Source organism: Acinetobacter sp. 1424608 (assembly GCF_000588255.1).
Taxonomy (GTDB): Bacteria; Pseudomonadota; Gammaproteobacteria; order Pseudomonadales; family Moraxellaceae; genus Acinetobacter; species Acinetobacter nosocomialis.
Genome location: NZ_JFXL01000011.1, coordinates 1 through 26,509 on the forward strand (window position 1 = coordinate 1; position 26,509 = coordinate 26,509).

A 26,509-nucleotide genomic window follows, 5' to 3' on the forward strand; every position below is an offset into this window, starting at 1 on the left:
CATCTCCTATTTCCCCAGTTGTTGATGCCGTTCAAAGTGGTATTGATGTTCTTCAAGGTGTGGAAAGTTTAAAAACTAGCATTATTAATACAGGCATTAATACTGTTGCGGACACTGTAGTTGGCGTACTTCCTCAAACTGAACACCCTGTTACTGATATTGCTCACCTCGGTACATTAACTTTTGAAACTTCTCGCGATACTGTAAATGGTGCGCTTGAAGTTGTATCTGATTTAGTGGGCGGCAATATCCAAGGTGCAACTGATCATGCGACTGGTATTGTCAACACTCTCGTTTCAAATACCACAACTGCGGCTGGCATTTTAACCGACATTCTTGGTGGTGCGACTGGTGCTATTGGCGGTGTTACTGGTGGTGTAGGCGGTGATAGTCCACTTGGCACTGTAACTGACATTATTGGTGGTTTAACTGGTGGTGCTACTGGAAGTAACCCACTTGGCACAGTTACCGATATTATTGGTGGTGTGACTGGGGGTACAGCTGGCAGCAACCCTATCGGTGTCGTAACAGATATCGTAGGTAGCTTAACTGGTGGCGTAACTGGTACAGGTGGCACAGATGTTATTTCTAACTTATTAGGTGGAGTAACTGGTAACTTAGGCGGAGTATCTTCTACAGTATCTAACGTAACAGACACGGTTCATACTTTAGTACCTCAGTCACTACTTACTGACCACTTCTTAAATATCTCTGTACATACTGTTTAATAATCTTCAAGAAAGCCACTGATAAAGTGGCTTTCTTTTTTAAATATATTTTTAAATATTAATTAATAATTAATTCATCTCTTGCCATCTATAATATTTCTTATGTGCTAGCTCTAACATTGCATAATCATTAGGAGTATCTCCATAAGCATAAATTGTAGAATATTGGGTTAGGTCATATTTATTTTTTATTCTATTTACTTTTTCTAAATAACCACAATCACCATTAATAAAATTACCCGTTAAAATACCATTATCTATTTCAAGTTGATTACAGATAACGTCCAAATCTAAAGACTGACACCAACTTTCTAAATAAACACCCAATGAAGCGGATACCACAACAACCTGATCTCCTTGCTGTTTATGCCAGTGAATACGTTCTAAAGCATTTTCACGAATACAGGTAGGAATTACCGTTTTAGCAAACTCTTGTCCCATATATTTTAGAGAGTTTGCATCATAGCCTATATATCCCACCTGACAGAGCTTAATTCGTATGGTTTTATCCGTTACCCATCCGAACTTATATCCTGCAATATAAGGCGCAAGCCGAAGACCACCTAATATTTGAGTTTTTCTACTCAAAGAGAATTTAAGAAATAAACTAAAAGTATCGTTATGAGTGATCGTGCCATCAAAGTCAAATAAAGCCAGATTCATTTATCATTATCTCTAATATAATTAAAAGTTATAAATTTAGATTTTTAAAATTTTACTAAATAACAGGCACAAAAAAACCGCTATAAAAGCGGTTAATTCTTCAAGTTGGTGCGCTCAGAGAGATTCGAACTCCCGACCCCTTAGTTCGTAGCCAAGTGCTCTATCCAGCTGAGCTATGAGCGCGTAACTTGTGTGCTTTTCAGCGATTCGTTCTGTTTTACTTGGTGCGCTCAGAGAGATTCGAACTCCCGACCCCTTAGTTCGTAGCCAAGTGCTCTATCCAGCTGAGCTATGAGCGCGTAACTTGTGTGCTTTTCAGCGATTCGTTCTGTTTTACTTGGTGCGCTCAGAGAGATTCGAACTCCCGACCCCTTAGTTCGTAGCCAAGTGCTCTATCCAGCTGAGCTATGAGCGCGTAACTTGTGTGCTTTTCAGCGATTCGTTCTGTTTTACTTGGTGCGCTCAGAGAGATTCGAACTCCCGACCCCTTAGTTCGTAGCCAAGTGCTCTATCCAGCTGAGCTATGAGCGCATTAAGTAAATGGCGGTGAGAGAGGGATTCGAACCCTCGATACCAGTAATAGGTATGCTTCCTTAGCAGGGAAGTGATTTCAGCCACTCATCCACCTCACCGGAACGAGCCGCCATAATACAAACTAAAACCTTATTGTTCAAGTCATCATACTGAAATTTTCTTATTTTTTCGTTCAATGAATTATTTTTTAAGCAATTTCCTTATTATTTTCGTCTTTTTCGATCAAACGCTTGTTAAGATAGATATTATTTCTTCATTAAAATACAGTAGCGCATAACACATTATTGCAAACCTAAACGTGCAGTTCGGGTCTGCATGACTTATGCTAAACTTATCTGCCAAGCGTGAAACCAAAAGACATGACAAAAAACTGGGCTGATCCCGAAGCGAAAGCTGAAGCTGAACGTTATGACAATCCTATTCCAAGCCGTACTCTAATATTAGATACGTTGGAACAATTGCAAACGCCGCAATCTCATGCAGAACTTGTTGACCATTTTCATATTCAAGACCAAAAAAGTATCGAAGCTTTAAGCCATCGCTTAAGTGCAATGGTTCGTGATGGCCAAATCATGAAAGAAGGGTTCAAGTTTCAGTTAGTGGCAGACCAACCAACCTATGAAGCCACTGTCTATATTAATAGTAAAGGTTTAGGCACTGCACATATTGATGGCCAAGATGATCTTTTGCTTCCTGAGCGCGAGTTACGTTTAGTCTTTAACGGCGATCGCGTCCGAGTTCGGCAGACCTCAGTAGACCGAAAAGGTAAACCGTGGGGTTTCATTACCGAGGTTCTCCAACACCGTGTAAAACAGTTAATTGGTAAATTGTCGATACACGAGGGTGAATACTTTATTCAACCCAATAATCCAAATCAGCATCAACCTATCCCATTAGAAAAAGAATTAGTTGCACATGCCAAAGCAAATGTTGGCGATATGCTTCGTGTTGCTATCGATACCTATCCAACCCGCGAAGAGTTTGCTACGGCGCATATTATTCAATCTATGGCCGATAAAGCGGATACAGAAATTATTATCCCACAAACCATTCTTGAGTTTGGCTTGCCTTATGAATTCCCAGATGAAGTTATAAAAGAAGCAGAAAGTTTTAAGGAACCTTCTGCACAAGACCGTGAAGGTCGAGTTGATTTAAGAGATTTAGCACTCGTCACAATCGATGGTGAAGATGCTCGAGATTTCGATGATGCTGTGTATGCAGAAAAACGTCCTGGTGGCGGTTATCGCGTTGTTGTAGCAATTGCTGATGTAAGCCACTATGTACGCCTAGGCTCAGCACTAAATGAAGAAGCAGAAGAACGTGGTACTTCAGTTTACTTCCCTCATTTTGTTTTACCAATGCTACCAGAAGCATTATCAAATGGATTGTGCTCACTTAACCCACACGTAGATCGTTTATGTATGGTCTGTGACTTGAAGCTCTCACGTACGGGCCGCGTAACTGGTTATGAGTTTTATCCATCGGTAATGCATTCAAAAGCACGTTTGACCTATACACAGGTAGCGCAATACTTTGACGGTGCAACTGACGCAATTCCAAAAGATCGTGATATTCACAAATCGTTAAATACGCTTTTCCAGCTTTATCAGATTTTGAAAAATTTACGTGCTGATCGTCATGCAATGGAGTTTGAAACCATTGAAACGTACATGACTTTTGATGAGCTGGGCGGAATTAAAGAAATTTTGCCACGTACACGTAATGAAGCACATAAGCTGATTGAAGAATGTATGTTGCTTGCTAACGTTGCTGCGGCTGAATATGCATTAGAACATGATATTCCAATGTTATATCGCGTACACGAAGCGCCTGAGTTCTCACGTATTCAGAAAGTAAAAGACTTTGTAAAACTTCTTGGCTTACCGTTCCCCGACCAACCAACTCAAGCAGATTATCAAAAAGTTATTGAGGCAACTAAAGACCGCATTGATGCGCCAAGCATTCATGCAGTGTTATTACGCTCAATGATGCAAGCTTACTATGGTGCAAAAAATGCCGGTCACTATGGTTTAGCTTATGAAGCTTATACACACTTCACTTCACCAATTCGCCGCTACCCAGATTTATTGTTACATCGTGCCATTAAAGCGCATCTTAAACAAAAGCCTTATCCGCTTTCTGGTGCGGCTTTAGATGATGCTGGTGAACATTTCTCTCAAACCGAGCGTCGTGCTGATGAAGCATCTCGTAGTGTAACGACTTGGTTAAAGTGCCACTATATGCAACAGCACTTAGGTGATGAGTTCATTGGTATTGTAAGTGCTGTCACTGAATTTGGTCTATTCGTTACTCTTAAAGATCTCTATGTTGATGGCATGATTCATATTAGCCAACTCGGCGATGATTTCTTTATTTATGATCAAGCGAGTCAAAACCTTATTGGACAAAATCGTGGTCAGGTTTTCGGTTTAGGCGATGAAGTTAAAATTCAGGTTGCTGGTGTAAATCTAGAAGAACGTAAGATCGATTTCCAACTTATTCAGCAAGTGACACATGCTGGACGAATAGTTCGCAGTCGTGCCCCACGCACAACCAGAACAGCGGCACAAGCAACTGAAGAAGTTTTTGGCAAACCATCTACTCCTTCGAATGATGGTGAAAAACCTGTCCGTAAAAAGAAGGAAAAAGGTAAACCTAGTTCATATAGTAAAAAGTCTGGCAAAAAAACCTCTACGAAAACAGAAGCCAAGCCAGAAAAAGTAAAGAAAAAAGCGAAACCCAAAAAGAAAAAGTCGAATGCCAAGTCTAAGGCTGACTAATTCATAGATGTTTCTATTCCCTTTTATTAAGCTCCCAAGCATGGGGGCTTAATACTTTTAAAACGTTTATTTTCAAATTAAGCTTGATTTCCTGCCTAACAATACCTACATCTAATACTATGTTTAAAAAATAATGTGGCTATTAGCAATGACTTTACAGCAAGCGACTCTACCTACTCCCCGCTTTGACCAAATTACATTAGATAATTTAAAACAAGATATTCAACAAGCGATTCAAGCAGGACAAGAGTTCTTAAATACCCTTACGGCTGCACCATCCGAGACAGATCAGCAACTTGCCGTGCTTGAACAAATTGATGCACTTGAAAATAACCTCAGTGAATCATGGGGAGTGTTGTCACATTTAAATGCTGTGATGAGTAATGCTGAAACTAGAGAGGTCTACCAGTCGCTCTTACCTGCTTTAAGTGAATATTACACTCAGCTTGGCCAACATACGGCGCTGTACCAGACTTATCAACACATTCATGATGGTCAGAGTTATTCAACGTTAAGCCCCGCAAAACAAAGTGCGATCCGCCTTGCATTACGTGACTTTAAACTTTCTGGCGTTGCTTTAGAAGGTGAAGAGAAAAAACGCTACGCAGAAATTTCTGCACGTCTTTCACAGCTTTCTTCGGACTTCTCAAACCATGTACTTGATGCGACACAGGCTTATTTTAAACCACTGACAGAAGATCAATTAAAAGGCCTTCCAGAAAGTAATGTTGAGTTATTAAAACAGTACGGCAAACAGCGTGAGCTTGATCAAGCAGTAGCAACTTTAGATTTCCCAGCTTATTTTGCCATTATGACCTATGCCGATGACCGTACTTTGCGAGAAGAGCTTTATAAAGCTTATGTCACTCGTGCATCAGATCAATCTGAACAAACAGAATTTGATAACAGCAAGATTATGGAAGAAATCTTGAGCCTTCGCCAAGAGATGACAAAACTACTTGGTTTCAATAACTACGCTGAATATTCTCTTGCTAGCAAAATGGCTCCAGATGTTAAAACTGTTCATGACTTTTTAGCCGACTTAGCTGAGCATGCACGTACCCCTGCTCTCCAAGAAGTTGCTGAGCTACAAGCCATTGCCAAACAAGATGGGATTGATGAGCTCAAACCTTGGGATACCACTTACTATTCTGAAAAGCTTAAACAACAACAGTTCAATTTGTCACAAGAAGCATTAAAGCCTTATTTCCCTGCTCCGAAAGTCATTCAGGGTTTATTCCAGATTGTGCAGCGCCTCTACGGTATTAATATTGTTGAACGTGAAGCTCCAGTTTGGCATCCAGATGCACGTTATTTTGAGTTAGAAGACCAAGGTCAAGTGATTGGTGGATTCTACTTTGATTTATATGCACGTACCGGTAAACGCGGCGGTGCATGGATGAGTGGCTTCCGCTCACGTATGCAAACTGTTCATGGTTTACAAAAACCAATTTGCTATATGGTGTGTAACTTCACACCACCTGTAGGTAACCAGCCTGCCTTATTAACTCATGATGAAGTCATCACCTTATTCCACGAATTTGGCCACGGCTTACACCATATGCTCACTGAAGTAGATAATATTTCGGTTGCAGGTACTCACGGCGTTGCTTGGGATGCAGTCGAGTTACCAAGTCAGTTTATGGAGTTTTGGTCATGGGATAAAGAAAGCCTCGATGTTTTAAGTGAGCATATTGAGAGCAAGCAGACCTTACCTCAAGAGTTACTTGATGCTTTATTAAATGCACGTTTCTTCCAGTCTGGTATGCAAACTTTACGTCAACTCGAATTTGCATTGTTTGATTTAACCATTCATACCAAAACACCTGCATTAAATAGTGAGCAAATTCAACAGACTTTAGATGATATTCGTAAACAATATGCAGTGGTTCCAACTGTTGAATACAATCGTTTCCAACATAGCTTTAGTCATATTTTTGCAGGCGGCTACGCAGCGGGTTACTACTCTTACAAATGGGCGGAAGTTTTAGCAAGTGACGCATTTGACCGTTTCGAAAATGAAGGTATTTTCAATACTCAAACAGGTAAAGAATTCCGCCAAGCAATTTTAGCTGTAGGTGGAAAAGACACTGCTCTTGAAGCATTTGTGAATTTCCGCGGTCGTGAGCCAAAAATTGATGCATTGTTACGTCATCAAGGTTGGACGAATGACAATAAAACCGCTTAAACTATGGGCCTAAATTGATCGTGTGGTTAGGGTGATAAAGATGAAAAAACGTTTCATTGCTGGAGCTAAATGTCCAAAATGTGAAGCCATTGATCGGATTGTCATGCTAACCACCGCTGAAGACGAATGGATTGAATGTATCGAATGCGGATATAGCGAAAATCGACCGACTCATGTTGATGAGCCCGAAACGCCTGCTATACCTGATGAAGTTGGAGTAATACAATTCAAGCCTCGTCGTTCTGACTAAAGGTCTTAGACATGCCACTACAAAGAAAACAAAACTCAAAATTATTGTGGATTTTAATTGGGGGCTTAAGCATTCTCGTAGTGCTTTTTTTCGCAGCACAATGGTTTTTCAAAAAAACTGAATCGTCAGCGCCAATGGTTGATCCTCAACTAGCCTCGACACCTCTACCTCAAAAAACGACACAACCATCTGCAAGTTCGGAGCCTGTAGCTCAAACACACACTGCTAACTCGCAGCAACTTGTAAATGAAGATGTGCTCAAACAGCCTGTACCTGCGCAAGAGTCTTTAGCCAAAGAAGAAGTTTCTAAACTTAATGACATTCATCAGCAGCTGCAAGATCAGGAAGCAACACTAAAAGCCCAGCATGCCGATGCAGACCAACTCATTAAGTTAAAAGAAGAGCAAGTAAAACTCCTTGAAGCTCAGGTTAAACAGCAATAGTATTTATTTAAATATCATTAAGATGCAAAAAGCTAGTTCACTCTGAACTAGCTTTTTATTTATTAAGAATTTTTATATCAAAATAACTACCACATAAAAAAACACCCTCCTTAAAGAGAGTGTTTTTATTGAGCTTACATATTTAGACTATTGGTACCAACCAAATAGTTTGAGTACTAATGGAGCATAAGTGACTAATACCAATGATGAGAACAAAACGATAATTGGTAATAACCAACGTTCATAACGGTAATAGAAACTTGTATATTTCTCTTTCGCCTCTGCATCGGCAGCATTTACCTCATCATCACCAACGGATAACCGTGTCAATAGATGGTTCAAGGCAACTGGTGGGGTTACATAACCAAACTCGAATGCAACCAATACAATCATCCAGAAGTGAATTGGATGAATACCATTTTCGTAGGCTACAGGTGCAATCGTTGCTGCTACTAAAATTACCGCGCCAAATGGATCGGTACACATACCAATAATGGCAAGTAGTAATGCAATAAATGCGAGCGAAATATAAATATTACCCAAATGAGTCGGCAACATTTCAACAATTTCGGTACGCTCGATTAAACCACCCACACTTGCTGACAATGCCATCAAAATAATAAGTGCACCAATATGTCCAACTGTTTCTGATGTTGCAAAACGTAATGCTCCACCAAAACCTAGACGGAACTGTGAACTATGCGGATCGTGTGATTGTAAGAACGGAGATTTTTTCTCATGTTCACGAACAATTGCTTCATGAATATTTAAAGCTGGTGCCTCTTTAGGCATAACCATTTTATCGTACAAGATCATCGCAATCAGCACGAGTGGCAGAATTACTGGTGCAGTAAATTCGTTCATTCCTGTATCTAATGCATATTTATAAAATGCAAGAACAACTACAGTAATCAAGATGTATGGAATAACAGGTATAAAAGCACGCGCCATACCTGGAAGTGCTACTTTCGGCGAGTTCACGCGGAATTTCTCTTCTGCCAAGAAAAGAGATACACCTAAGAAAATAAATGCAGTTAACCAGAAGACATAAATACCATGACCAAATAACTCATCAGATGTAACATGGCGACTGTCTAGCATGGCAATTAAAACTACCAATAGACATGGACGTACCACAACACCTAATGAACCTGACATTGCAGATACAGCAAGTGCATACTGACGGCGAGCACCTGCATTCCAAACTTCCTTATAAATAATCGCACCGGCTGCGATAACGAAAATTCCAGAAGCACCCGTATAAGCAGTCGGCACAGCAGCAGCGATTAAAATTAACCAAGTTAAAGTTTCTGGAGCCAAGTTCCATGGACGAAGTACGTTTAGGAATAAATCCATAACACGTGTTTGCGTGAGCAACATACCCGCCCAAATAAATAAGGCAAGGTTTAAGAAAATGCCCGAGAATTCTACCAACTGACCTAGGTAAATCCCTTGGCCCATTGGATAGTCCATAAAGAATGTAAAAGCTACACCTGTAATCACAGCCATATACGCATACAAAGGTACACATAATAAAGCTAGGCCAATATTGCCACCCTCACGTTTTGGCGTAGGAGAAACAAATAGCTGATAAAGGCTAATTAAGGTCAGAATGACAAACAAGATCATCCATAACCAATAAATAATGATTGTTTCATGAGTTGGAGAAACCCCTGAATTAATCACAGAACGGTACTGGCTAATTACTGACGAACTGAGCAATGCATTACCAAGCAACATAAAGAAGGCATACACTTTATAGTCCAGCTTTGTTGCAGGGTTACGTAAACCAATATGGTGAAACTTTAACGATGCAGTAATCGCTGAAATCAAAACCATAAAGACCAGCAAAATTGCGCGATTTTCTGTACCAAATTTAAATATACCAAAGAAACCCGTTTCAATCGTACGGTATGTACGTACGCCTGGATGTGCTTCAATATATTTAATGGTTTTATCGTAAGCCAAATATTTATCTTCACATTGCTGCTGTGCTGCTAGTAAGGATGCACGGACATCACTTTCTGAAGCTGCACCAAAGAAGCTTGCGAAATCATCAGATGCATTCGCTTTCATTTGCTCTTTTACTTGAGCATCAATATTTGGGTGTCGATCACAAGATGGCTTTTCAGGCTCAGCACGCAAAAACGAATATTGCATGCCTGAAGCAGGGTCACCATAAAGGCGTTCCCCGATACGTAATAATTGTCCGTGGATCATTTCCCCGGTACCAATTATGAGCGTCATTAATAACAAAATGAGGATCACGAATGTTGAGATCCATTCGTTCCATACATAACCCAGCAGACCTAATCCAGATCTTTTTTCTTGATATTCTTGCATAAATATTCCAATTTTGTTCTCTCAAATCCCTCATAACAAAGGCTTTGAGTCATGCAATTTCCTTGGTCAGGGGTATCGTCCATTCCCCTTCTACCAATCCCTTTATTCAACGATCAAATTTGCATCAAACTTTATCAATAAAGAATGACTAAAATCTCTTTTTTAACAGTTTGTATTGTCAATCTTTCTATTTGAATCTTTGTATTAGCCAATAGCATCCTCCAAAGATTGCACCGCCTATCGCCCCATATAAATGAGCTTCGGTTAAAACAGGACTTCCAATTAGCTGTGCTGTGCCTGTTTGACCAAATGTATTTTCCCAAATTAGCTTGGCGATAATTAAACCTAAAACCAGTAATGCAAAATTCCGTTCTTTACGGTATTGCAAATAAACTAAAGCAACAGCCGTATACAGCCCATGGAGCACTCCAGATAGACCGGCATATGCATCGATATAAGGCAAATAAAAATAGAAAACCAAACTAATAAAAGGCGGCAGAAGAAAAAGAAGACTTAAAATATGCCACACTTTGGTATGTGGAAATATGAAAGGCAAACATGCAAATGCCATCATATTTAATAGAAAATGAATCCAGCCGACATGTACCCAGTGTGCTGTCCACAAACGCCAAAATTCACCAAGTAAGCTTTCGCGCCAATAAATAAAATAGTCTGGAAATACCTGCAGACATGCAGAAACAGAAATGCACCCTGCGACCAAAAGCACTTTTTTATTGAGTACATGATCTTTCATAGCACACTCCTTTTAAAACTGAACTCCTTACGATTAATACGAAAATAAGTAGTAACGCAAGGAGTGAGTTTCTTCAGATCTTTTTACTGTGCAGGTGCAGTTGTTGAGTCAGCTGGAACTTCTGATGCAGCCCCACCATCAAATAACTCATCCAGTTCTGCTGAACCTTCGTTTTTCTCATCCCAGAAATGAGACATACCACCATCACCTGTACGAACACCGGTATGCTCAGTCCAGTAACGGTCAGAAATGCCACGAACGATTAAACCAGCCATACTATCGATTAACTTAAAGTTCGGATTAACTGGTTTATCATCTGCTTGAGATGCTGCATATGTTTTTAATGCATCACGGATTTTTGCATCGTCACCACTCGCCTGAGCAGCTACAGCATAGAGTGCGTGAGACAAACGAACACCTTTTTGTTCACCAATTTGGACTGACTGTTTTAAAGTCTCATACGGATCAGGCTTACCTTCGTTAGCCCCTGGTAATAAAGTCCAGATCACCGCACGTGTTGCATTTGGTGCGCCCCAGAACTTTTGGTTATCAAGGCAGACCATACCACGCTCTACAATAGCAGCGATATCTTTCGGAACATTGACAGAACCACCTGAGTTAATATCATTCGTCACTGCTTGAAGACCGCTGATCATCCCAAGTAGATATACAGTCTGATCAGTATCACTACGCATAGTTGGACATGAGTCACCTAAATGGTACTTATATTTAGATTCCCAACGATCAGCGAATAATTTATAGCCGGTATATTGGCGTTCAGCAGCAATAGCAGCCCAACGCTTCTGCGCAATACGTGCATCTTGAGCTTCTGTTACCTGTCCTGCTTTTGAAGCGCGCAAGTAACGTAGCTCCTGTTCTAATGCTTGGTTTTCCGCGCATACACCTGAAGCAGCATACATTAAGACAGCAACACGAGTAGGATCTGCACCCATACCCTTAGTCGACATGATTGCAGGAGTTAAGGCACTACCAGTATTACAAACCATTTCCGCATCTTGCATTGCTAAAATAGGTGGAACAACGTGCTTTTCCGTAAAACCTAAAGCAACATTTGCTCCACTTTTCACGACGTATGAACAACCTGATAAAACTGAAGCTGCAAGAAAACTCATCGCCAAACCTTGGCTTATTTTTTGGACTTTAGACATCTTCCTGTCCTCGATGTAATTTGTTTTTTCCTTTTCAGATGTACATTAGCAGATGCATATCTTGAATAAAAGAGTAATTACTCTAATTGTAGCGCTTATACTTTGACACACTTCACAGCAGATAAAATTGACAGTTTTTCAGGGAAACAAAAATTTTAGGCAAAAAAAAGTAGCATTGCGACGGTTCAGCACATGCTACTTATTAACTGGGATAAGCTTTTAACAGCTTATATTATTGTTGTTCTATATAATCCTTGAGTAAAGTTCCTGCTCTTCCTACTACTACAGCCATAACAACTGCAATTAACAGAAACATCCACATTGAAATCTCCATGAGAGACCTCCTTACTACATTCGCACCCAGTAAAACTGGACACTTGATGAAATTAATCGATTAACCAATTAAACTATTGACTGACCGACGACCTTTGCATCCTCTGTCTCTTAACTTTGCTATAATTAGCTTTATTAAGATGTTCCCTGAGTAAAGTTCCTGCTCTTCCTATCACCACTGCCAGAATGATGGCAATGACCAAGAACGACCATGTTGGCATCTCCATTTGAGACCTCCGACACACTTTACGTTGGTGTTTGTACTTTAACCGATAGAATAATAACCATATTGAGAAATTGTCCGACAATTAACTTTCTTGCTCTTTTTTCTGTATTTTAACTAGACAATTTAAATTTTCTAAAAAGAAATAAATAATAATTATCTGATTTTTAATAATTTTAAATAAATATACAAATGTAGAATTGTCTAACAATTAATAAAATTTTTCTAAAGTTTTAAGTTGTTTCCACTGAGATAAAGGCATTTGATCAAACCAAATAACAGAAGTTAGTGTCTTATGCCCTTCAAAATAGACCACTATGAAAATCTGATAATCAATTATTTTTAAAATCTCTACCCGAGAAATTGTTTGTTCTGAATGAAAGCTAAGTGACCATAATTTTTGATCTAAATGAGCAATTTGAGCGAGCTGTGGCCGCTTTAAAAAGAAAATAAAACTTATGAATAGTAAACTGACTGTAACCAACCACCATAGTATTGGTAGGAGTTGATAAAATAGAACTACCAAACTTAAGCCAATAAAAAACTGAAATATAATCGCAAAACGGCTATATTTCAGTTTGAAATTCAAATGGTTGATCAAAACTAATCAGCCATGAACATAATGCTTTAATTTATGGATAAAATCACGTAACTCTGTACGTGGCGGTTCAGATACTTCCATAAACCAATCAAGTAAATCAGGATCTTCCTGCTCTACTAATTCAGCAAACAATGCTTTTTCTGCTGGATCTGCCTTTAAATAATAATTTTTCACATACGGGTCAAAATAGACATCAATTTCCTTTAAACCGCGGCGTGCGCGATAAACTACTTTACGTTCTTCCAAGGTCATTTCTTCAGACATTTATTTCCCCATCTGCGTTGATAGTGCGCCTAGTTTACCTGATCACATAAGAAAGTTCGCTAAAAATCTCAAATTGACCAAACTTATCACTTCATAGCTACAAATGAGCATTCATCACATTGTTAGACCTAGTAAGCTTCCCGTATGTTTAGACTTATAACATCAAGCCCAAACCAAGGAAGAAATACAATGCAATCTGGTGCTATTCGTCCCATTCCAAATATGTTACCTCGCCGTCTATTAAATGAAGAACATGAAGCTTTCCGAGAAACTGTACGCAAGTTTTATGAAAAAGAAGTGGTACCAAATACTGAAAAATATGAAAAACAACAACATGTTGACCGAGATCTTTGGAATAAAGCTGGTGCCTTAGGCTTACTGTGCACAACCATGCCTGAACAATACGGTGGCTCAGGTGTTGACCGCCTATACAGTATGATTCTTATTGAAGAACAAGCCTATGCAATGGACTCAAGTACAGGTTTTTCACTGCATTCCGATATTGTCGCGAACTATATCAATAACTTTGGAAACGAAGAACAAAAGCAAAAATGGCTCCCTAAAATGGCGACTGGTGAAACAGTAACCGCGATTGCCATGACCGAGCCAGGAACAGGATCCGATTTACAAGCTGTGAGAACGACTGCTGTTCTTGATGGCGATGAATATGTCATTAATGGTTCAAAAATATTTATTACCAATGGTTATTTGTGCGATATGGCTATCGTTGTTTGTAAAACAGGCAACAGTGATAAAGGCTCTGCCAATTTATCACTTATTATTGTTGAAGCTGATCGTGCAGGTTTTACTAAAGGTAAGCCACTCAACAAAATTGGCATGAAAGGCCAAGATACATGTGAACTTTTCTTCGACAACGTCCGTGTTCCTAAAGAAAATCTTTTAGGCATGGAAGGTATGGGCTTTATTATGCTCATGAAAGAATTAGCATGGGAGCGTATGTTGGTGGCAATTATCTGCCAAGCTGGTGCAGAAGCAGCGTTTGCTCATACTGTTCAATATACAAAAGATCGTAAAGCATTTGGCAAGCCAATTAGTGCTTTCCAGAATACACGTTTCAAACTCGCAGAATTACGTACAAAAATTGATTTCTGCCGTACCTATTTAGATCGTTGTATGGAATTACAACTCGATGAAAAATTGAGTGTTGAAGCAGCTGCAGCTGCAAAATATAAAATTTCAGATATGTTCTCAAAAGTTGTAGATGAATGTCTTCAATTACATGGTGGTTATGGCTATATGCTGGAATATCCAATTGCTCGCGCTTACATCGATCACCGAGCAAACCGTATCTATGCAGGTACCAATGAAATTATGAAAGAACTAATCTCTAGAACTCTTTAATGTTCACAATAAAAAGGAGGCTTATAGCCTCCTTTTTATTTTTGAATATCAAGATACTAATTTTGGTTTACGTGTAGTAACTTCTGAATGCTTATGAAAGCGTAGAACACCATCATCAAATTTTGCATTTTTTAATGATTTTCGGTCTTCAAGATAATTATTGGTTACCTGCCATGGTGCTTGTTTACCTTGTTTAGGAATCACGTCAGCAGCACGACTAATATAACCAGATGATAAGCTACCCATGACTGTGTCCTCTTCCATCACAGTCTTATCACCAAATGGGATGACTTCATCATAATTATTCTTATCCATATAGTTTAATAAACGACAGATATAATCTGCTGCAATATCAACTTTTAATGTCCACGAAGCATTTACATAGCCAATAATCATCGCCATATTTGGTACATCGCTGAGCATCACGCCGTTATAAAGCATGTGTTCAGATGATTTAACTGGCTCTCCATCAATAGTTGCCTGCACACCACCCATGATTTGAACCTGTAAACCAGTTGCAGAAACAATGATATCTGCATCAAGATGTTTACCTGATTTTAATTGAATACCGGTCTCAGTAAATTTTTCAATTTGATCAGTTTCAACACTCGCCTTACCTTCACGAAGAATTTTAAATAAATCACCATCAGGTACCACACACAAACGCTGATCCCAAGGGTTATATGAAGGTGTAAAATGTTTCATATCTACTTTACCCTTAAGCTGCATTTCAATTGCTTTTAAGAGTAAACGACGAACTGTCTTCGGATGCTTTTGAGACAATGCATAAATTGCCCGTTGCATACCAATATTACGTGCACGTGTAAATTTATAAGCCGCCTCTTCAGACATAAATCTACGTGTTTTTTCATAGATGAAGTCAATAGACGGAACAGAAGCAATATAAGTCGGTGAACGTTGTAGCATCGTCACATGACCTGCGCCACCTTTTGACATAGCTGGTACTAAAGTAATTGCAGTAGCTCCACTACCAATAATTACTACTTTCTTACCCGTATAGTCTAAATTCTCTGGCCAATGCTGCGGATGAATAAGTTGACCTTTGAACGCTTCTTGATTTGGGAATGTCGGCGCATAGCCTTGATCATAATTATAATAACCTGTACAACCTACAACAAAGTTGGCTACCCAGGTCTGCTGTTTTTTATTACTGTCTTCGACAACAACATTCCACTTCTTAGATGAAGAATCATAATTTGCAGAAAGTACACGATGACCAAAATGAATTTTTTCTTTTAATTTAAATTCATCAATAACTTCGCCTAAATATCCTTTAATAGAAGCTCCATCAGCCAATACATTTGCTTTACGCCATGGTTTAAAGTTAAAACCAAAAGTTGACATATCTGAGTCTGAACGAATACCAGGATAACGAAAGAGGTCCCAAGTCCCCCCAAAAGATTCACGACGCTCTAAAATTTCAAACTGACGTTGTGGAGAATTTTTAGATAAATGGGCAGCCACTCCGATTCCTGAAATGCCGGCACCAATGATTAGAATATCAACTTGCTTTTCCATTTTATTTTTATACCCATTGTTGAGAATATGACTTTATTAAAGCACAATTTTGACAATACACAATGTCAAGTTTGACCGTTTATCCGTTTTTTTATGTCACTTGAGGACAATTTTTAAATTTTCCATTTTTCAAAACATAAAAAAGACCGGCATAAAGCCGGCCTTTTTCGAATAATATCAATTATTCAGCTGAAGTGTTCACTTCACGATCTACAAGCTCAACGTAAGCCATCGGTGCTGCATCACCAGCACGGAAGCCCGCTTTAAGAACACGTAGATAACCGCCGTTACGTTCTTTGTAACGAGGGCCGAGTACGGTAAATAATTTACCAACAGTTGCAGCATTACGAGTACGAGCAAATGCTAAACGACGATTTGCTACAGTATCGTTTTTTGCTAGAGTGATTAAAGGCTCAGCAACACGACGTAATTCTTTAGCTTTAGGAACAGTTGTTTTGATCAACTCGTGTTCAAATAAAGAATTAGCCAAGTTTTGGAACATCGCTTTACGATGGCTGCTTGTACGGCCTAATTTCACACCACTATTACGATGACGCATGGTGATAGTCCTACTTAATTAACGGCTACGATAGGCAAAACGGTCGTCCATACGAAGACTAGCTGGTGGCCAGTTTTCAAGACGCATACCGAGTTGTAAGCCTTTCGATGCCAAAACATCTTTGATCTCTGTTAACGATTTTTTACCAAGGTTAGGAGTTTTTAACAACTCAACTTCAGTACGTTGAACGAGATCACCAATGTAGTAAATATTTTCTGCTTTCAAACAGTTAGCAGAACGAACAGTAAGCTCTAGATCATCTACTGGGCGAAGCAAGATTGGGTCAACTTCTTCACGAGGCTCTTGAGCAACTGGAGTTTGGTCTTTCTGAAGATCAACAAAAATTGCAATTTGTTGTTGCAAGATTGTTGCCGCTTTGCGGATTGCTTCTTCAGGATCAACCGTTCCATTTGTTTCAAGGTCGATTACCAGCTTATCTAAATCGGTACGTTGTTCAACACGCGCATTTTCAACGGTGTAAGAAACACGTTTAATTGGGCTATAAGAAGCATCTAATTGCAAACGACCTACAGGACGTGTTTCACCTTCAGGGAAACGAGAATCAGAAGTTTCATAACCACGACCTTGAGCAACTTTCAAGCGCATTTTTAATGAACCTGAAGCACTCAAAGTACCGATTAAATGATCTGGGTTAACCACTTCAACATTATGAGGTAAACGAAGGTCGGCAGCAGTAATATCGCCAGGACCTTGTTTTTCTAATGTTAAATAAGCTTCATTTTGATCGAACAGCTTAATAGACAATCCTTTTAGGTTCAGCAAGAGCTCGACGATGTCCTGCTGCAAGCCTTCTAAAGTACTGTACTCGTGCTCGACACCTTCTATCTCTACTTCAACCACAGCAGCGCCAGGTAAAGAAGACAATAGAATGCGACGTAAAGCATTACCTAGAGTATGGCCAAAACCACGCTCTAAAGGTTCTAGAATCACTTTTGCCGAGGTCCCGCTTACCGCTTCGACCTTGATCGCTTGCGGAGTGAGAAACTCGTTTGCAGTACGCGTCATTATTGCTACCTCAAGGATTATTTAGAATACAATTCTACAATCAAGCTTTCGTTGATTTCAGCAGGTAAATCAGAACGATCTGGTGCAGCTTTAAACGTACCTTCAAGTTTAGAATGATCAACATCAATCCAAGCTGGAATACCACGTTGAGCAGCTAATTCAATCGCGTTTTTGATACGCAATTGTTGTTTAGCACCTTCGTGAACCGCAATTACATCACCCGCTTTAACTTGAATAGATGCGATGTTTACACGACGACCATTCAAAGTAATGCTACGGTGACTTACTAACTGACGAGCTTCTGCACGTGTAGAACCAAAACCCATGCGATAAACAACGTTATCAAGACGGCTTTCAAGCAATTTCAACAAGTTCTCACCAGTTGCGCCTTTTACACGAGCTGCTTCTTTATAGTAGTTACTAAATTGACGCTCTAACACACCGTAAATACGACGGACTTTTTGTTTTTCACGTAATTGTAGTGAATACTCAGATTGCTTACCACCGCGAGCCTGACCGTGTTGACCAGGTGCTTTGTTAGCTTTTTTTGTTTTGACGTCAAATGGTTTAACGCCAGATTTAAGTTGCAGGTCTGTCCCTTCGCGGCGAGAGAGTTTGCATTTTGGACCAATATAACGAGCCATGAATGTTTCTCCTTACACGCGACGTTTTTTAGGTGGACGGCAACCGTTGTGAGGAATTGGAGTCACATCGGTAATGCTGTTAATCTTATAACCCACTGCGCCTAATGCACGAACCGCAGACTCACGACCTGGACCAGGACCTTTTACAAGGACGTCAAGGTTTTTCAAACCGTAATCTAAAGCTGCTTTACCAGCAACTTCAGCAGCTACCTGAGCAGCAAACGGAGTTGATTTACGTGAACCACGGAAGCCTTGTCCACCTGAGGTGGCCCAAGCCAATGCATTACCTTGACGATCGGTAATCGTAACAATGGTGTTATTAAAAGACGCGTGAATGTGTGCAACACCTTCAGAGACGGTACGAGTGACCTTCTTGCGTGTGCGAGTATCTTTAGCCATCTTTTAGCTTCCAGAAATCTTACTTTTTAATCGGTTTGCGCGGACCTTTACGGGTACGTGCGTTAGTTTTGGTGCGTTGACCACGGACAGGCAAGCTGCGACGATGACGAAGGCCACGATAGCAACCTAAATCCATTAAACGTTTAATGTTCATGGAAATTTCGCGACGTAAGTCACCTTCGGTAGGAACCTTAGCAACTTCTGCACGAATCGCATCAAGCTGAGCATCGTCCAACTCACGGATCTTAGTAGTCTCAGTAATACCAACTGTAGCTAAGATATTCTTAGCAGTGTGGCGACCGATACCAAAGATGTAAGTGAGGGAGATAACAGCATGCTTGTTATCCGGAATGTTTACACCGGCAATACGAGCCATTCACTTTTCTCCAAAAAGGCAGTAGAGATAATCAACCGCCCCACAAAAATCTTGAGGGGCGGATATTAACCCAATTCGCCTACTGAAATCAACAGGTCTTGATTAGATTAACCTTGACGCTGCTTATGACGAGGTTCTGCGCTACAAATCACGCGAATAACCCCATTACGACGGATAACTTTACAGCTACCACAAATTTTCTTTACAGAAGCTTGTACTTTCATGATGAAACCTCTAAGTGCGCTTATCCCTTAGGATGAGCAGTCGTTTTTCTCATTAATGTTTGATTGTCATATTGATGAGATGTTAAATGCGCTTGTAGCTGAGCCATAAAGTCCATAACAACAACGACTACGATCAGTAATGAGGTACCACCCAAATAGAATGGAATACCAAAAGAACTTTGTAGAATCATTGGCATCAAACAAATGACTGTAATATAAATCGCACCAATAAACGTCAAACGATTAAGAATATGATCTAAGTAACGAGCAGTTTGCTCACCTGGGCGAATACCAGGCACATAAGCTCCGCTGCGTTTTAGATTTTCTGATACTTCCTTAGGGCTAAATACTAAAGCCGTATAAAAGTAACAGAAAAAGATAATTAACGCACCAAAGAGCACCAAATACAAAGGCTGTCCAGGCGACAATACCAAAGCTAAATCTTGTAAGCTACGTTTAATTAAACCAGCATTCGGATCTGCACTACCCACCCATTGTCCAAGACTTGCTGGGAACAATAGTAAAGAACTTGCAAAAATCGCAGGAATCACACCAGCCATATTAATTTTTAATGGTAGATGTGTTTGCTGAGCTGTAAATATACGACGCCCTTGCTGCTTCTGCGCATAGTTTACTGGAATACGACGCTGTGCTTTTTCAATAAACACAATCGCAGCCAATACACCAAGAGACAAAAGACCAAAGATAACAAGACCAATTAAACTTGTTTGACCATTATCTACAGATGACACTGATTGCATAATTAACTTAGGCAAACCAGCTACAATACCTGCAAAAATAATCATTGAGATACCATTACCGATACCTCTTTCAGTGATTTGTTCACCTAACCACATTAAGAACATAGTTCCAGCGATAAGTGATGTAACTGCAGGTATATAGAATGCAAGTCCTGTAGACAGAGTAATACCCTGACCAATAAGGCCTGCACACATACCTACTGCCTGAACCACTGCAAGTAGTAATGTACCTTGACGCGTATATTGATTAATTTTTCGCTTACCTTGCTCCCCTTCCTTTTTCAAGGCTTCAAGAGAAGGAATCACTGTTGACATTAACTGCACAATAATAGATGCAGAAATATAAGGCATGATCCCTAAAGCAAGAATCGACATTCGCTCTAAAGCACCGCCAGAAAACATATTGAATAGCCCAAGAATAGTTCCTTGGTTTGCATGAAATAAATTTTCTAACGCAGCATTATTAATGCCTGGTACTGGAATATGCGCTCCTAGTCGAAAGACCAGCAATGCACCGATTAGAAAACTCATCCGGCGAATAATTTCACGGTATTTCACATGAAATGGCTGACCTTTCATCATGTTGACATGACCTGAAGAACTAGGAGACATAGACACTCGAGATTACTCCTCGACTTTACCGCCAGCTGCTTCAATTGCAGCTTTAGCGCCTTTAGTCAATGCAACACCTTGAACAGTGAATGCACGAGTGATTTCACCAGAAAGCACGATACGAGCACGAATTTGATCGCGACGAACAACATTCGCAGCTTTTAAAGTTTCAAGGCTAACAATGTCGCCTTCCACTTTAGTTAACTCAGACAAACGTACTTCAGCAGTTTTTAAAGCGATTTGGCTAGTGAAACCGAATTTAGGTAAACGACGATAAATCGCTGTTTGACCGCCTTCGAAACCTGGACGAACGCCACCGCTTTTACGTGATTTTTGACCTTTGACACCACGGCCACCAGTCTTACCAACGCCAGAACCGATACCACGGCCTAAACGACGGTGTTCACGTTTTGCACCTTCTGCAGGTGCAAGCTCATTTAAACGCAGAGTCATGGCTTATTCCTCTACACTAACCATATAGTAGACTTTGTTGATCATACCACGGTTAGAAGGCGTATCTTGCACTTCTACAGTATGACCAATACGACGCAGACCTAAACCTTGTAAGCAAAGCTTGTGATTTTTCAAGCGATGTGAAGAAGATTTAGTCTGGGTAACTTTAATCGTTTTCATGATTGATTACCCTTGAATTTCTTCTACTGATTTACCACGTTTCGCAGCGACTTTCTCAGGAGAAGTCATATCACGCAAACCTTTAAAAGTTGCGTTTACTACGTTAGCAGCATTTGTAGAACCATAACATTTAGCAAGTACGTTATGTACACCTGCAGCTTCAAGAACGGCACGCATTGCACCACCAGCGATTACGCCAGTACCTTCTGAAGCAGGTTGCATGTATACACGGCTTGCACCATGACGAGCATTCACAGGGTGTTGTAAAGTAGTACCAGCAAGGTCTACAGTGATCATGTTGCGACGAGCAGCTTCAAGTGCTTTAGAAATAGCAGCAGGAACTTCACGTGCTTTACCACGACCAAAACCAACACGACCATTACCATCACCCACAACAGTTAATGCTGTGAAAGAGAAGATACGACCGCCCTTAACAACTTTGGCTACACGATCAACGGCAACCAGCTTTTCAACAAGACCTTCGTTTTGTTCAACTTTAGCCATGATTAGAACTCCAAGCCGTTTTCACGAGCAGCATCAGCCAAGGCTTTGATACGACCATGATATTTAAAACCAGAACGGTCAAATGCAACTTTAGTTACACCAGCTGCTTTCGCGCGTTCTGCGATTAAAGCACCTACTTTAGTAGCTGCATCTACATTACCTGTAGTACCGCTACGTAAAGATGCATCCAAAGTTGAAGCTTGCGCTAAAACTTTGCCACCATCTGCTGAAATAACTTGAGCATAGATGTGACGCGGAGTGCGGTTTACACACAAACGAGTCGCACCCAATGCACGAATGTGCAAGCGTGTGCTTTTCGCACGACGCAAACGGGATTGTTTCTTTTCGTTCATAAGAACCTCGCGCCTTATTTCTTCTTAGCTTCTTTACGAAGAATGACTTCATCCGAATAACGAACACCTTTACCTTTATATGGTTCAGGAGCACGGTACGCACGGATTTCTGCCGCTACTTGACCTAACAACTGCTTGTTTGCTGATTTCAAAATGATTTCAGTTGCAGTTGGAGTTTCCGCTGTTACACCTTCTGGTAAAGCGTAGTCAATTGGGTGTGAATAACCAAGGTTAAGGTTTACAACAGTACCTTTAACCGCAGCTTTATAACCAACACCAACTAGCTGTAACTTACGTTCGAAGCCTTCGCTAACACCTTTTACAAGGTTGTTCAATACAGCGCGAGCAGTACCAGCTTGCATCCAAGCATCTTTCGATTCTTTAACTGGAGCAAGTTGAAGTTTACCTTCTTCCTGTTTTAGCTCGACCAGCGCATGCAGGTTGAAAGACAATGTACCTTTGCTGCCTTTCACTTCGACCTGCCGGCCGTTCTGAGTAACTGCTACACCATTAGGTACAGTTACTGGGGCTTTAGCCACACGAGACATGAGGAATCACCTATTAAGAAACAAAAGCAATAACTTCACCACCAACGCCTGCAGCACGTGCAGCGCGATCAGTCATGATGCCTTTGCTTGTAGAAACAATTGCAATACCTAAACCTTGCTTAACGCTTGGAAGTTTATCTTTACCACGGTATTGGCGAAGACCTGGACGGCTTACGCGCTTAACCATTTCGATAACTGGTTTGCCTTCGAAATATTTTAAAGTAATTGTCAAAGTAGATTTTGTCTCTTCTTGAGCAACTTCTACATTTGAAATATAACCTTCTTGTTGAAGTACGTTTGCAATTGCAACTTTCAACTTAGAAGAAGGCATAGAAACAGTTTGTTTCTTAGCCATTTGTGCGTTACGAACACGTGTTAGCATGTCGGCAACGGTATCTTGCATACTCATTTAGTCGCTCCTTACCAGCTTGCCTTAACAACGCCTGGTACATCACCCTGCATTACTGTGTCACGTAATTTGTTACGGCTTAAACCGAACTTACGGAAGTAACCATGAGGACGACCAGTTAAACCACAACGGTTACGAAGACGTACCGGAGATGCATTACGTGGCAATGCTTGTAACTTTAACATCGCTTCGAAACGCTCTTCTTCACTTGCGTTTACGTTTGCAATTGTAGCTTTTAATTCAGCACGTTTTGCAGCGTATTTAGCAACTGTTTTTTCGCGTTTCAATTCGCGATTAATCATACCTTTCTTAGCCATATCGACCTCTTATTTGAACGGGAAGCCGAATGCACGCATAAGCGCACGGCCTTCGTCATCGGTGCGAGCAGTCGTAGTAATGGTAATATCCATACCACGAATACGATCAATCTTATCGAAATCGATTTCAGGGAAAACGATTTGCTCTTTCAAACCCATTGAGTAGTTACCACGACCATCAAATGATTTCGAAGAGAAACCACGGAAGTCACGGATACGAGGGATTGCGATAGAGATCAAACGGTCCAAGAATTCGTACATTTGGTCGCCACGTAAAGTAACTTTACAACCAATTGGCCAACCATCACGGATTTTGAAACCTGCGATAGATTTACGAGCAAGTGTAATTACTGGTTTTTGACCAGCAATTAATTGCATGTCGACTACAGCGCCATCTAATAATTTCTTATCAGTTGCAGCTGCGCCTACACCCATGTTTAGGGTAATTTTTGTGATGCGTGGAATTTCCATCACGTTCTTAATGCCAAGTTCTTCTTTTAACTTTGCTTTAAGTTCATCGTTGTAACGTGCTTTAAGTCTGGCCATTGCCTTTTCAACCTATTACTTCGCTACCGCCACTGATTCACCATTTGATTTATAAACGCGAGTTTTCACGCCATCAATCACTTGGTAACCAACACGGTCAGCCTTCTGGGTTGTAGCATTTAAAATTGCCACGTTTGAAATATGAAGCGAAGCTTCTTGAGTAACTACACCGCCTTCAGCGCCAGTTACACGGTTAGGCTTTTGATGCTTCTTCACTAAGTTAAGGCCTTCAACCTTAACGCGGTCTTCAGAAACAGACAACACAGTACCCTGTTTGCCTTTTTCTTTACCTGCGATCACGATAACTTGATCGCCTTTTTTAATCTTAGCCATGATTGCCTCTTATAGAACTTCAGGAGCCAATGAAATGATTTTCATGAACTGTTCAGTACGAAGTTCACGAGTCACTGGTCCGAAGATACGAGTAGCAATCGGAGCTTTGTTGTTGTTCAAAATAACTGCAGCATTATCATCAAAACGGATCACAGAACCATCTGGACGACGAATGCCGAATTTAGTACGAACTACAACCGCATTCATCACGTCACCTTTTTTAACACGTGCGCGTGGGATTGCTTCTTTTACAGTAACTTTAATAATGTCGCCAACAGAAGCATAACGACGATGTGAACCACCAAGTACTTTAATACATTGTACGCGGCGAGCACCACTGTTGTCTGCTACGTCGAGCATAGTTTCGGTTTGAATCATTGCCCTACTCCAAAACCGAGCATCACCGGTCACAATTTCGAAAGGCTCAAAGAGTACTCGAAATTGACCGATGATGCAACAAGAACGTCGAATTACTCAGCAGCTGCTTCAACTACTTCCACTAAAGTCCAAGCTTTAGTTTTAGAAATTGGGCGGCTTTCTTTAATGGTTACAACATCACCAATTTTAGCAACGTTGTTCTCATCATGAGCGTGTAACTTAGTTGAACGGCGAATTGACTTGCCATACAACGGGTGTTGAACGCGGCGTTCAATAAGAACAACAATAGATTTATCCATTTTGTCACTTACGACTTTGCCGGTTAACGTGCGGACTGTTTTTTCACTCATTGTCCGTTCCCCTGTTTTTCGGTAAGGAGTGTCTTAATACGAGCAATTGTCTTACGAGCAACTTGCACTTCGTGCGATTTACCCAACTGACCAGTTGCTTTCGCCATACGAAGACGGAATTGGTTAAGCTGCTGCTCATCAAGCAAAGCTTTCAACTCTTCTACCGATTTTTCACGTAGATCTTTAGTTTTCATTACATTACCGTCCGAGTCACGATAGTGGTTTTAAACGGAAGTTTAGCAGCAGCTAAAGCAAATGCTTCACGCGCTAATTCTTCGTTCACACCTTCAATTTCGTACAGGATCTTACCTGGTTGGATCTGGCAAACCCAGTATTCCACGCTACCCTTACCTTTACCCATACGCACTTCAAGAGGCTTTTGAGTAATTGGTTTATCCGGGAATACGCGAATAAAGATTTTACCACCACGCTTAATACGGCGGCTAATAGTACGACGTGCAGCTTCAATCTGACGCGCAGTCATACGACCACGTTCAGTTGCTTTAATTGCAATCGAACCAAATGATACTGTACTACCACGATGCGCTAGACCAGTGTTACGGCCTTTGTGCACTTTACGGAATTTGGTACGTTTAGGTTGCAACATGGATTATTCTCCCTTGTCAGCAGCACGGTCACCGCGACGACCACGACGCTCTTGACCTTCACCACGACCACGACCACGTTTAGCTGGACGATCTTCAGCAGGAGCAGGGTTCATGACTTGTTTCATGCCACCTAAGATCTCGCCACGGAAAATCCAAACTTTAACACCAATCGTACCGTAAGTTGTTTCTGCACGCATAGTTGCATAGTCAATGTCTGCACGTAATGTATGCAAAGGTACACGACCTTCACGATACCATTCTGTACGAGCAATCTCTGCACCACCTAAACGGCCAGACACTTCAACTTTGATACCTTTAGCACCAGCACGCATAGTGTTTTGAACCGCACGCTTCATAGCACGACGGAACATAACACGCTTTTCTAATTGAGAAGCAATTGCTTCAGCAACTAAACGCGCATCTAAGTCTGGGCGATCAATTTCGTTGATACTTACTTGCGCTGGAACACCCATAATGCTGGTAAGTTCGCGCTGTAATTTCTCAATATCTTCGCCTTTTTTACCGATTACGATACCAGGACGAGCTGTGCTAATAGTTACTTTAGCAGCGCCTGATGGACGTTCGATAAGAATATTGCTTACCATCGCATTCTTAAGTTTTTTAGTTAAAAACTCACGAACTTGAAGATCTTTAAGCAAGTATTCAGCGTATTGTTTCGGATTCGCATACCAGTTAGCGTTATGACGTTTCACAACACCTAGGCGGATACCGATTGGATGAACCTTCTGACCCAT

Annotated in this window: 32 protein-coding genes, 5 tRNA genes and 2 pseudogenes; 6 read left to right on the plus strand and 33 right to left on the minus strand. The window is 40.6% G+C overall.

Annotated elements, in window-relative coordinates:
• A pseudogene (locus J678_RS23695) lies at positions 1 to 728 on the plus strand (hypothetical protein); the annotation flags it as partial.
• Positions 729 to 797: 69 nt separating this feature from the next.
• Here the strand turns inward: J678_RS23695 and J678_RS15270 are convergent.
• The 6 genes from J678_RS15270 to J678_RS15295 form a co-directional block, all read right to left on the minus strand.
• Positions 798 to 1,391: an HAD family hydrolase gene (locus J678_RS15270; RefSeq protein WP_017392652.1), complete on the minus strand. Its 594-nt coding sequence runs from the start codon at positions 1,389 to 1,391 to the stop codon at positions 798 to 800.
• 106 nt (positions 1,392 to 1,497) lie between these two features.
• Positions 1,498 to 1,574 (minus strand) — tRNA-Arg (locus J678_RS15275).
• 39 nt (positions 1,575 to 1,613) lie between these two features.
• A tRNA-Arg gene (locus tag J678_RS15280) sits at positions 1,614 to 1,690 on the minus strand.
• Positions 1,691 to 1,729: 39 nt separating this feature from the next.
• Positions 1,730 to 1,806: transfer RNA gene (locus tag J678_RS15285), tRNA-Arg, on the minus strand.
• 39 nt (positions 1,807 to 1,845) lie between these two features.
• Positions 1,846 to 1,922: transfer RNA gene (locus J678_RS15290), tRNA-Arg, on the minus strand.
• A gap of 10 nt (positions 1,923 to 1,932) precedes the next feature.
• Positions 1,933 to 2,023 (minus strand) — tRNA-Ser (locus tag J678_RS15295).
• 261 nt (positions 2,024 to 2,284) lie between these two features.
• Here J678_RS15295 and rnr point away from each other — a divergent pair.
• The 4 genes from rnr to J678_RS15315 all read left to right on the plus strand — a co-directional run bounded on the left by rnr (position 2,285) and on the right by J678_RS15315 (position 7,586).
• Positions 2,285 to 4,705 (plus strand): ribonuclease R, encoded by a 2,421-nt coding sequence (gene rnr / locus J678_RS15300; protein WP_031955899.1) that lies wholly within the window; start codon positions 2,285 to 2,287, stop codon positions 4,703 to 4,705.
• Between the two features lie 133 nt (positions 4,706 to 4,838).
• Entirely contained in the window at positions 4,839 to 6,893 is a 2,055-nt protein-coding gene (locus J678_RS15305) for a M3 family metallopeptidase (protein WP_031955901.1), read from the plus strand.
• Positions 6,894 to 6,933: 40 nt separating this feature from the next.
• On the plus strand, positions 6,934 to 7,143 hold the full coding sequence (locus J678_RS15310) for a YheV family putative zinc ribbon protein (protein ID WP_002049754.1): 210 nt from the start codon (positions 6,934 to 6,936) through the stop codon (positions 7,141 to 7,143).
• Positions 7,144 to 7,154: 11 nt separating this feature from the next.
• Complete coding sequence (locus tag J678_RS15315; RefSeq protein WP_031955903.1) at positions 7,155 to 7,586, plus strand: hypothetical protein; 432 nt, start codon at positions 7,155 to 7,157, stop codon at positions 7,584 to 7,586.
• 147 nt (positions 7,587 to 7,733) lie between these two features.
• Here the strand turns inward: J678_RS15315 and J678_RS15320 are convergent, their stop codons facing one another.
• The 5 genes from J678_RS15320 to J678_RS15340 form a co-directional block, all read right to left on the minus strand.
• Positions 7,734 to 9,929, minus strand: coding sequence for a TRAP transporter large permease subunit (locus J678_RS15320; RefSeq protein ID WP_031955904.1), 2,196 nt, complete (start codon positions 9,927 to 9,929; stop codon positions 7,734 to 7,736).
• Positions 9,930 to 10,116: 187 nt separating this feature from the next.
• Positions 10,117 to 10,683, minus strand: a complete 567-nt coding sequence (gene rrtA / locus J678_RS15325; RefSeq protein WP_004711824.1) for a rhombosortase — start codon at positions 10,681 to 10,683, stop codon at positions 10,117 to 10,119.
• 83 nt (positions 10,684 to 10,766) lie between these two features.
• Positions 10,767 to 11,852 (minus strand): hypothetical protein, encoded by a 1,086-nt coding sequence (locus J678_RS15330; RefSeq protein WP_002049690.1) that lies wholly within the window; start codon positions 11,850 to 11,852, stop codon positions 10,767 to 10,769.
• 767 nt (positions 11,853 to 12,619) lie between these two features.
• Positions 12,620 to 13,009, minus strand: a complete 390-nt coding sequence (locus tag J678_RS15335) for a hypothetical protein (RefSeq protein ID WP_031955906.1) — start codon at positions 13,007 to 13,009, stop codon at positions 12,620 to 12,622.
• Positions 13,010 to 13,015: 6 nt separating this feature from the next.
• A complete protein-coding gene (locus J678_RS15340; protein WP_002049719.1) occupies positions 13,016 to 13,273 on the minus strand; it encodes a succinate dehydrogenase assembly factor 2 in 258 nt (85 codons plus the stop codon).
• A gap of 189 nt (positions 13,274 to 13,462) precedes the next feature.
• Here J678_RS15340 and J678_RS15345 point away from each other — a divergent pair, with 189 nt between their 5' ends.
• A complete protein-coding gene (locus tag J678_RS15345) occupies positions 13,463 to 14,635 on the plus strand; it encodes an acyl-CoA dehydrogenase family protein (protein WP_031955908.1) in 1,173 nt (390 codons plus the stop codon).
• Between the two features lie 48 nt (positions 14,636 to 14,683).
• Here J678_RS15345 and J678_RS15350 read toward each other — a convergent pair whose 3' ends face one another.
• The 22 genes and pseudogenes from J678_RS15350 to rpsC form a co-directional block, all read right to left on the minus strand.
• Positions 14,684 to 16,174, minus strand: a complete 1,491-nt coding sequence (locus tag J678_RS15350) for a flavin-containing monooxygenase (RefSeq protein ID WP_031955910.1) — start codon at positions 16,172 to 16,174, stop codon at positions 14,684 to 14,686.
• A gap of 181 nt (positions 16,175 to 16,355) precedes the next feature.
• On the minus strand, positions 16,356 to 16,733 hold the full coding sequence (gene rplQ / locus J678_RS15355; protein ID WP_002049717.1) for a 50S ribosomal protein L17: 378 nt from the start codon (positions 16,731 to 16,733) through the stop codon (positions 16,356 to 16,358).
• Positions 16,734 to 16,751: 18 nt separating this feature from the next.
• Positions 16,752 to 17,759 carry a DNA-directed RNA polymerase subunit alpha gene (locus J678_RS15360; protein WP_002049752.1) on the minus strand — a complete coding sequence of 336 codons (1,008 nt, stop codon included), beginning with the start codon at positions 17,757 to 17,759 and terminating at the stop codon, positions 16,752 to 16,754.
• A 17-nt stretch (positions 17,760 to 17,776) separates the two neighbouring features.
• On the minus strand, positions 17,777 to 18,403 hold the full coding sequence (gene rpsD / locus J678_RS15365) for a 30S ribosomal protein S4 (RefSeq protein ID WP_002049716.1): 627 nt from the start codon (positions 18,401 to 18,403) through the stop codon (positions 17,777 to 17,779).
• Positions 18,404 to 18,415: 12 nt separating this feature from the next.
• Positions 18,416 to 18,802, minus strand: coding sequence for a 30S ribosomal protein S11 (gene rpsK / locus J678_RS15370; RefSeq protein ID WP_001040166.1), 387 nt, complete (start codon positions 18,800 to 18,802; stop codon positions 18,416 to 18,418).
• A 19-nt stretch (positions 18,803 to 18,821) separates the two neighbouring features.
• Positions 18,822 to 19,178, minus strand: coding sequence for a 30S ribosomal protein S13 (rpsM, locus tag J678_RS15375; RefSeq protein ID WP_000090816.1), 357 nt, complete (start codon positions 19,176 to 19,178; stop codon positions 18,822 to 18,824).
• Between the two features lie 107 nt (positions 19,179 to 19,285).
• Positions 19,286 to 19,402 carry a 50S ribosomal protein L36 gene (gene rpmJ / locus J678_RS15380; RefSeq protein WP_000867907.1) on the minus strand — a complete coding sequence of 39 codons (117 nt, stop codon included), beginning with the start codon at positions 19,400 to 19,402 and terminating at the stop codon, positions 19,286 to 19,288.
• 20 nt (positions 19,403 to 19,422) lie between these two features.
• Entirely contained in the window at positions 19,423 to 20,742 is a 1,320-nt protein-coding gene (gene secY / locus J678_RS15385) for a preprotein translocase subunit SecY (protein WP_170318186.1), read from the minus strand.
• 45 nt (positions 20,743 to 20,787) lie between these two features.
• Positions 20,788 to 21,228, minus strand: coding sequence for a 50S ribosomal protein L15 (gene rplO / locus J678_RS15390; protein WP_002049750.1), 441 nt, complete (start codon positions 21,226 to 21,228; stop codon positions 20,788 to 20,790).
• A gap of 3 nt (positions 21,229 to 21,231) precedes the next feature.
• Entirely contained in the window at positions 21,232 to 21,408 is a 177-nt protein-coding gene (gene rpmD, locus J678_RS15395) for a 50S ribosomal protein L30 (protein ID WP_000849088.1), read from the minus strand.
• Between the two features lie 6 nt (positions 21,409 to 21,414).
• Positions 21,415 to 21,912, minus strand: a complete 498-nt coding sequence (rpsE, locus tag J678_RS15400) for a 30S ribosomal protein S5 (protein WP_001141025.1) — start codon at positions 21,910 to 21,912, stop codon at positions 21,415 to 21,417.
• A 2-nt stretch (positions 21,913 to 21,914) separates the two neighbouring features.
• On the minus strand, positions 21,915 to 22,265 hold the full coding sequence (rplR, locus tag J678_RS15405) for a 50S ribosomal protein L18 (protein WP_002049741.1): 351 nt from the start codon (positions 22,263 to 22,265) through the stop codon (positions 21,915 to 21,917).
• 14 nt (positions 22,266 to 22,279) lie between these two features.
• Positions 22,280 to 22,813 (minus strand): 50S ribosomal protein L6, encoded by a 534-nt coding sequence (rplF, locus tag J678_RS15410; protein WP_002049709.1) that lies wholly within the window; start codon positions 22,811 to 22,813, stop codon positions 22,280 to 22,282.
• A gap of 13 nt (positions 22,814 to 22,826) precedes the next feature.
• Entirely contained in the window at positions 22,827 to 23,222 is a 396-nt protein-coding gene (rpsH, locus tag J678_RS15415; protein ID WP_002049732.1) for a 30S ribosomal protein S8, read from the minus strand.
• 11 nt (positions 23,223 to 23,233) lie between these two features.
• Positions 23,234 to 23,539, minus strand: a complete 306-nt coding sequence (gene rpsN / locus J678_RS15420) for a 30S ribosomal protein S14 (RefSeq protein ID WP_002049689.1) — start codon at positions 23,537 to 23,539, stop codon at positions 23,234 to 23,236.
• 9 nt (positions 23,540 to 23,548) lie between these two features.
• Positions 23,549 to 24,085, minus strand: coding sequence for a 50S ribosomal protein L5 (rplE, locus tag J678_RS15425; protein WP_002049698.1), 537 nt, complete (start codon positions 24,083 to 24,085; stop codon positions 23,549 to 23,551).
• A gap of 15 nt (positions 24,086 to 24,100) precedes the next feature.
• Positions 24,101 to 24,418, minus strand: a complete 318-nt coding sequence (rplX, locus tag J678_RS15430) for a 50S ribosomal protein L24 (RefSeq protein ID WP_002049703.1) — start codon at positions 24,416 to 24,418, stop codon at positions 24,101 to 24,103.
• Between the two features lie 9 nt (positions 24,419 to 24,427).
• Positions 24,428 to 24,796 (minus strand): 50S ribosomal protein L14, encoded by a 369-nt coding sequence (gene rplN, locus J678_RS15435; protein ID WP_001982634.1) that lies wholly within the window; start codon positions 24,794 to 24,796, stop codon positions 24,428 to 24,430.
• A 92-nt stretch (positions 24,797 to 24,888) separates the two neighbouring features.
• Positions 24,889 to 25,146: a 30S ribosomal protein S17 gene (gene rpsQ, locus J678_RS15440; protein ID WP_001291845.1), complete on the minus strand. Its 258-nt coding sequence runs from the start codon at positions 25,144 to 25,146 to the stop codon at positions 24,889 to 24,891.
• A complete protein-coding gene (rpmC, locus tag J678_RS15445; RefSeq protein ID WP_000849928.1) occupies positions 25,143 to 25,340 on the minus strand; it encodes a 50S ribosomal protein L29 in 198 nt (65 codons plus the stop codon). Before rpmC ends, rpsQ begins: the two co-directional genes overlap by 4 nt.
• On the minus strand, positions 25,340 to 25,753 hold the full coding sequence (gene rplP / locus J678_RS15450; protein ID WP_002049688.1) for a 50S ribosomal protein L16: 414 nt from the start codon (positions 25,751 to 25,753) through the stop codon (positions 25,340 to 25,342). The genes rpmC and rplP overlap by 1 nt, the downstream gene beginning before the upstream one ends.
• Positions 25,693 to 26,509: pseudogene (gene rpsC / locus J678_RS15455) on the minus strand (30S ribosomal protein S3). Before rpsC ends, rplP begins: the two are co-directional and overlap by 61 nt.

What these genes read in the sequence shown, in the direction of transcription:
- J678_RS15270 (WP_017392652.1), bottom strand. Translation starts at nt 1,391, where the DNA reads ATGAATCTGGCTTTATTTGACTTTGATGGCACGATCACTCATAACGAT.
- rnr (WP_031955899.1), top strand. Translation starts at nt 2,285, where the DNA reads ATGACAAAAAACTGGGCTGATCCCGAAGCGAAAGCTGAAGCTGAACGT.
- J678_RS15305 (WP_031955901.1), top strand. Translation starts at nt 4,839, where the DNA reads ATGTGGCTATTAGCAATGACTTTACAGCAAGCGACTCTACCTACTCCC.
- J678_RS15310 (WP_002049754.1), top strand. Translation starts at nt 6,934, where the DNA reads ATGAAAAAACGTTTCATTGCTGGAGCTAAATGTCCAAAATGTGAAGCC.
- J678_RS15315 (WP_031955903.1), top strand. Translation starts at nt 7,155, where the DNA reads ATGCCACTACAAAGAAAACAAAACTCAAAATTATTGTGGATTTTAATT.
- J678_RS15320 (WP_031955904.1), bottom strand. Translation starts at nt 9,929, where the DNA reads ATGCAAGAATATCAAGAAAAAAGATCTGGATTAGGTCTGCTGGGTTAT.
- rrtA (WP_004711824.1), bottom strand. Translation starts at nt 10,683, where the DNA reads ATGAAAGATCATGTACTCAATAAAAAAGTGCTTTTGGTCGCAGGGTGC.
- J678_RS15330 (WP_002049690.1), bottom strand. Translation starts at nt 11,852, where the DNA reads ATGTCTAAAGTCCAAAAAATAAGCCAAGGTTTGGCGATGAGTTTTCTT.
- J678_RS15340 (WP_002049719.1), bottom strand. Translation starts at nt 13,273, where the DNA reads ATGTCTGAAGAAATGACCTTGGAAGAACGTAAAGTAGTTTATCGCGCA.
- J678_RS15345 (WP_031955908.1), top strand. Translation starts at nt 13,463, where the DNA reads ATGCAATCTGGTGCTATTCGTCCCATTCCAAATATGTTACCTCGCCGT.
- J678_RS15350 (WP_031955910.1), bottom strand. Translation starts at nt 16,174, where the DNA reads ATGGAAAAGCAAGTTGATATTCTAATCATTGGTGCCGGCATTTCAGGA.
- rplQ (WP_002049717.1), bottom strand. Translation starts at nt 16,733, where the DNA reads ATGCGTCATCGTAATAGTGGTGTGAAATTAGGCCGTACAAGCAGCCAT.
- J678_RS15360 (WP_002049752.1), bottom strand. Translation starts at nt 17,759, where the DNA reads ATGACGCGTACTGCAAACGAGTTTCTCACTCCGCAAGCGATCAAGGTC.
- rpsD (WP_002049716.1), bottom strand. Translation starts at nt 18,403, where the DNA reads ATGGCTCGTTATATTGGTCCAAAATGCAAACTCTCTCGCCGCGAAGGG.
- rpsK (WP_001040166.1), bottom strand. Translation starts at nt 18,802, where the DNA reads ATGGCTAAAGATACTCGCACACGCAAGAAGGTCACTCGTACCGTCTCT.
- rpsM (WP_000090816.1), bottom strand. Translation starts at nt 19,178, where the DNA reads ATGGCTCGTATTGCCGGTGTAAACATTCCGGATAACAAGCATGCTGTT.
- rpmJ (WP_000867907.1), bottom strand. Translation starts at nt 19,402, where the DNA reads ATGAAAGTACAAGCTTCTGTAAAGAAAATTTGTGGTAGCTGTAAAGTT.
- secY (WP_170318186.1), bottom strand. Translation starts at nt 20,742, where the DNA reads ATGAAAGGTCAGCCATTTCATGTGAAATACCGTGAAATTATTCGCCGG.
- rplO (WP_002049750.1), bottom strand. Translation starts at nt 21,228, where the DNA reads ATGACTCTGCGTTTAAATGAGCTTGCACCTGCAGAAGGTGCAAAACGT.
- rpmD (WP_000849088.1), bottom strand. Translation starts at nt 21,408, where the DNA reads ATGAAAACGATTAAAGTTACCCAGACTAAATCTTCTTCACATCGCTTG.
- rpsE (WP_001141025.1), bottom strand. Translation starts at nt 21,912, where the DNA reads ATGGCTAAAGTTGAACAAAACGAAGGTCTTGTTGAAAAGCTGGTTGCC.
- rplR (WP_002049741.1), bottom strand. Translation starts at nt 22,265, where the DNA reads ATGAACGAAAAGAAACAATCCCGTTTGCGTCGTGCGAAAAGCACACGC.
- rplF (WP_002049709.1), bottom strand. Translation starts at nt 22,813, where the DNA reads ATGTCTCGTGTGGCTAAAGCCCCAGTAACTGTACCTAATGGTGTAGCA.
- rpsH (WP_002049732.1), bottom strand. Translation starts at nt 23,222, where the DNA reads ATGAGTATGCAAGATACCGTTGCCGACATGCTAACACGTGTTCGTAAC.
- rpsN (WP_002049689.1), bottom strand. Translation starts at nt 23,539, where the DNA reads ATGGCTAAGAAAGGTATGATTAATCGCGAATTGAAACGCGAAAAAACA.
- rplE (WP_002049698.1), bottom strand. Translation starts at nt 24,085, where the DNA reads ATGGCCAGACTTAAAGCACGTTACAACGATGAACTTAAAGCAAAGTTA.
- rplX (WP_002049703.1), bottom strand. Translation starts at nt 24,418, where the DNA reads ATGGCTAAGATTAAAAAAGGCGATCAAGTTATCGTGATCGCAGGTAAA.
- rplN (WP_001982634.1), bottom strand. Translation starts at nt 24,796, where the DNA reads ATGATTCAAACCGAAACTATGCTCGACGTAGCAGACAACAGTGGTGCT.
- rpsQ (WP_001291845.1), bottom strand. Translation starts at nt 25,146, where the DNA reads ATGAGTGAAAAAACAGTCCGCACGTTAACCGGCAAAGTCGTAAGTGAC.
- rpmC (WP_000849928.1), bottom strand. Translation starts at nt 25,340, where the DNA reads ATGAAAACTAAAGATCTACGTGAAAAATCGGTAGAAGAGTTGAAAGCT.
- rplP (WP_002049688.1), bottom strand. Translation starts at nt 25,753, where the DNA reads ATGTTGCAACCTAAACGTACCAAATTCCGTAAAGTGCACAAAGGCCGT.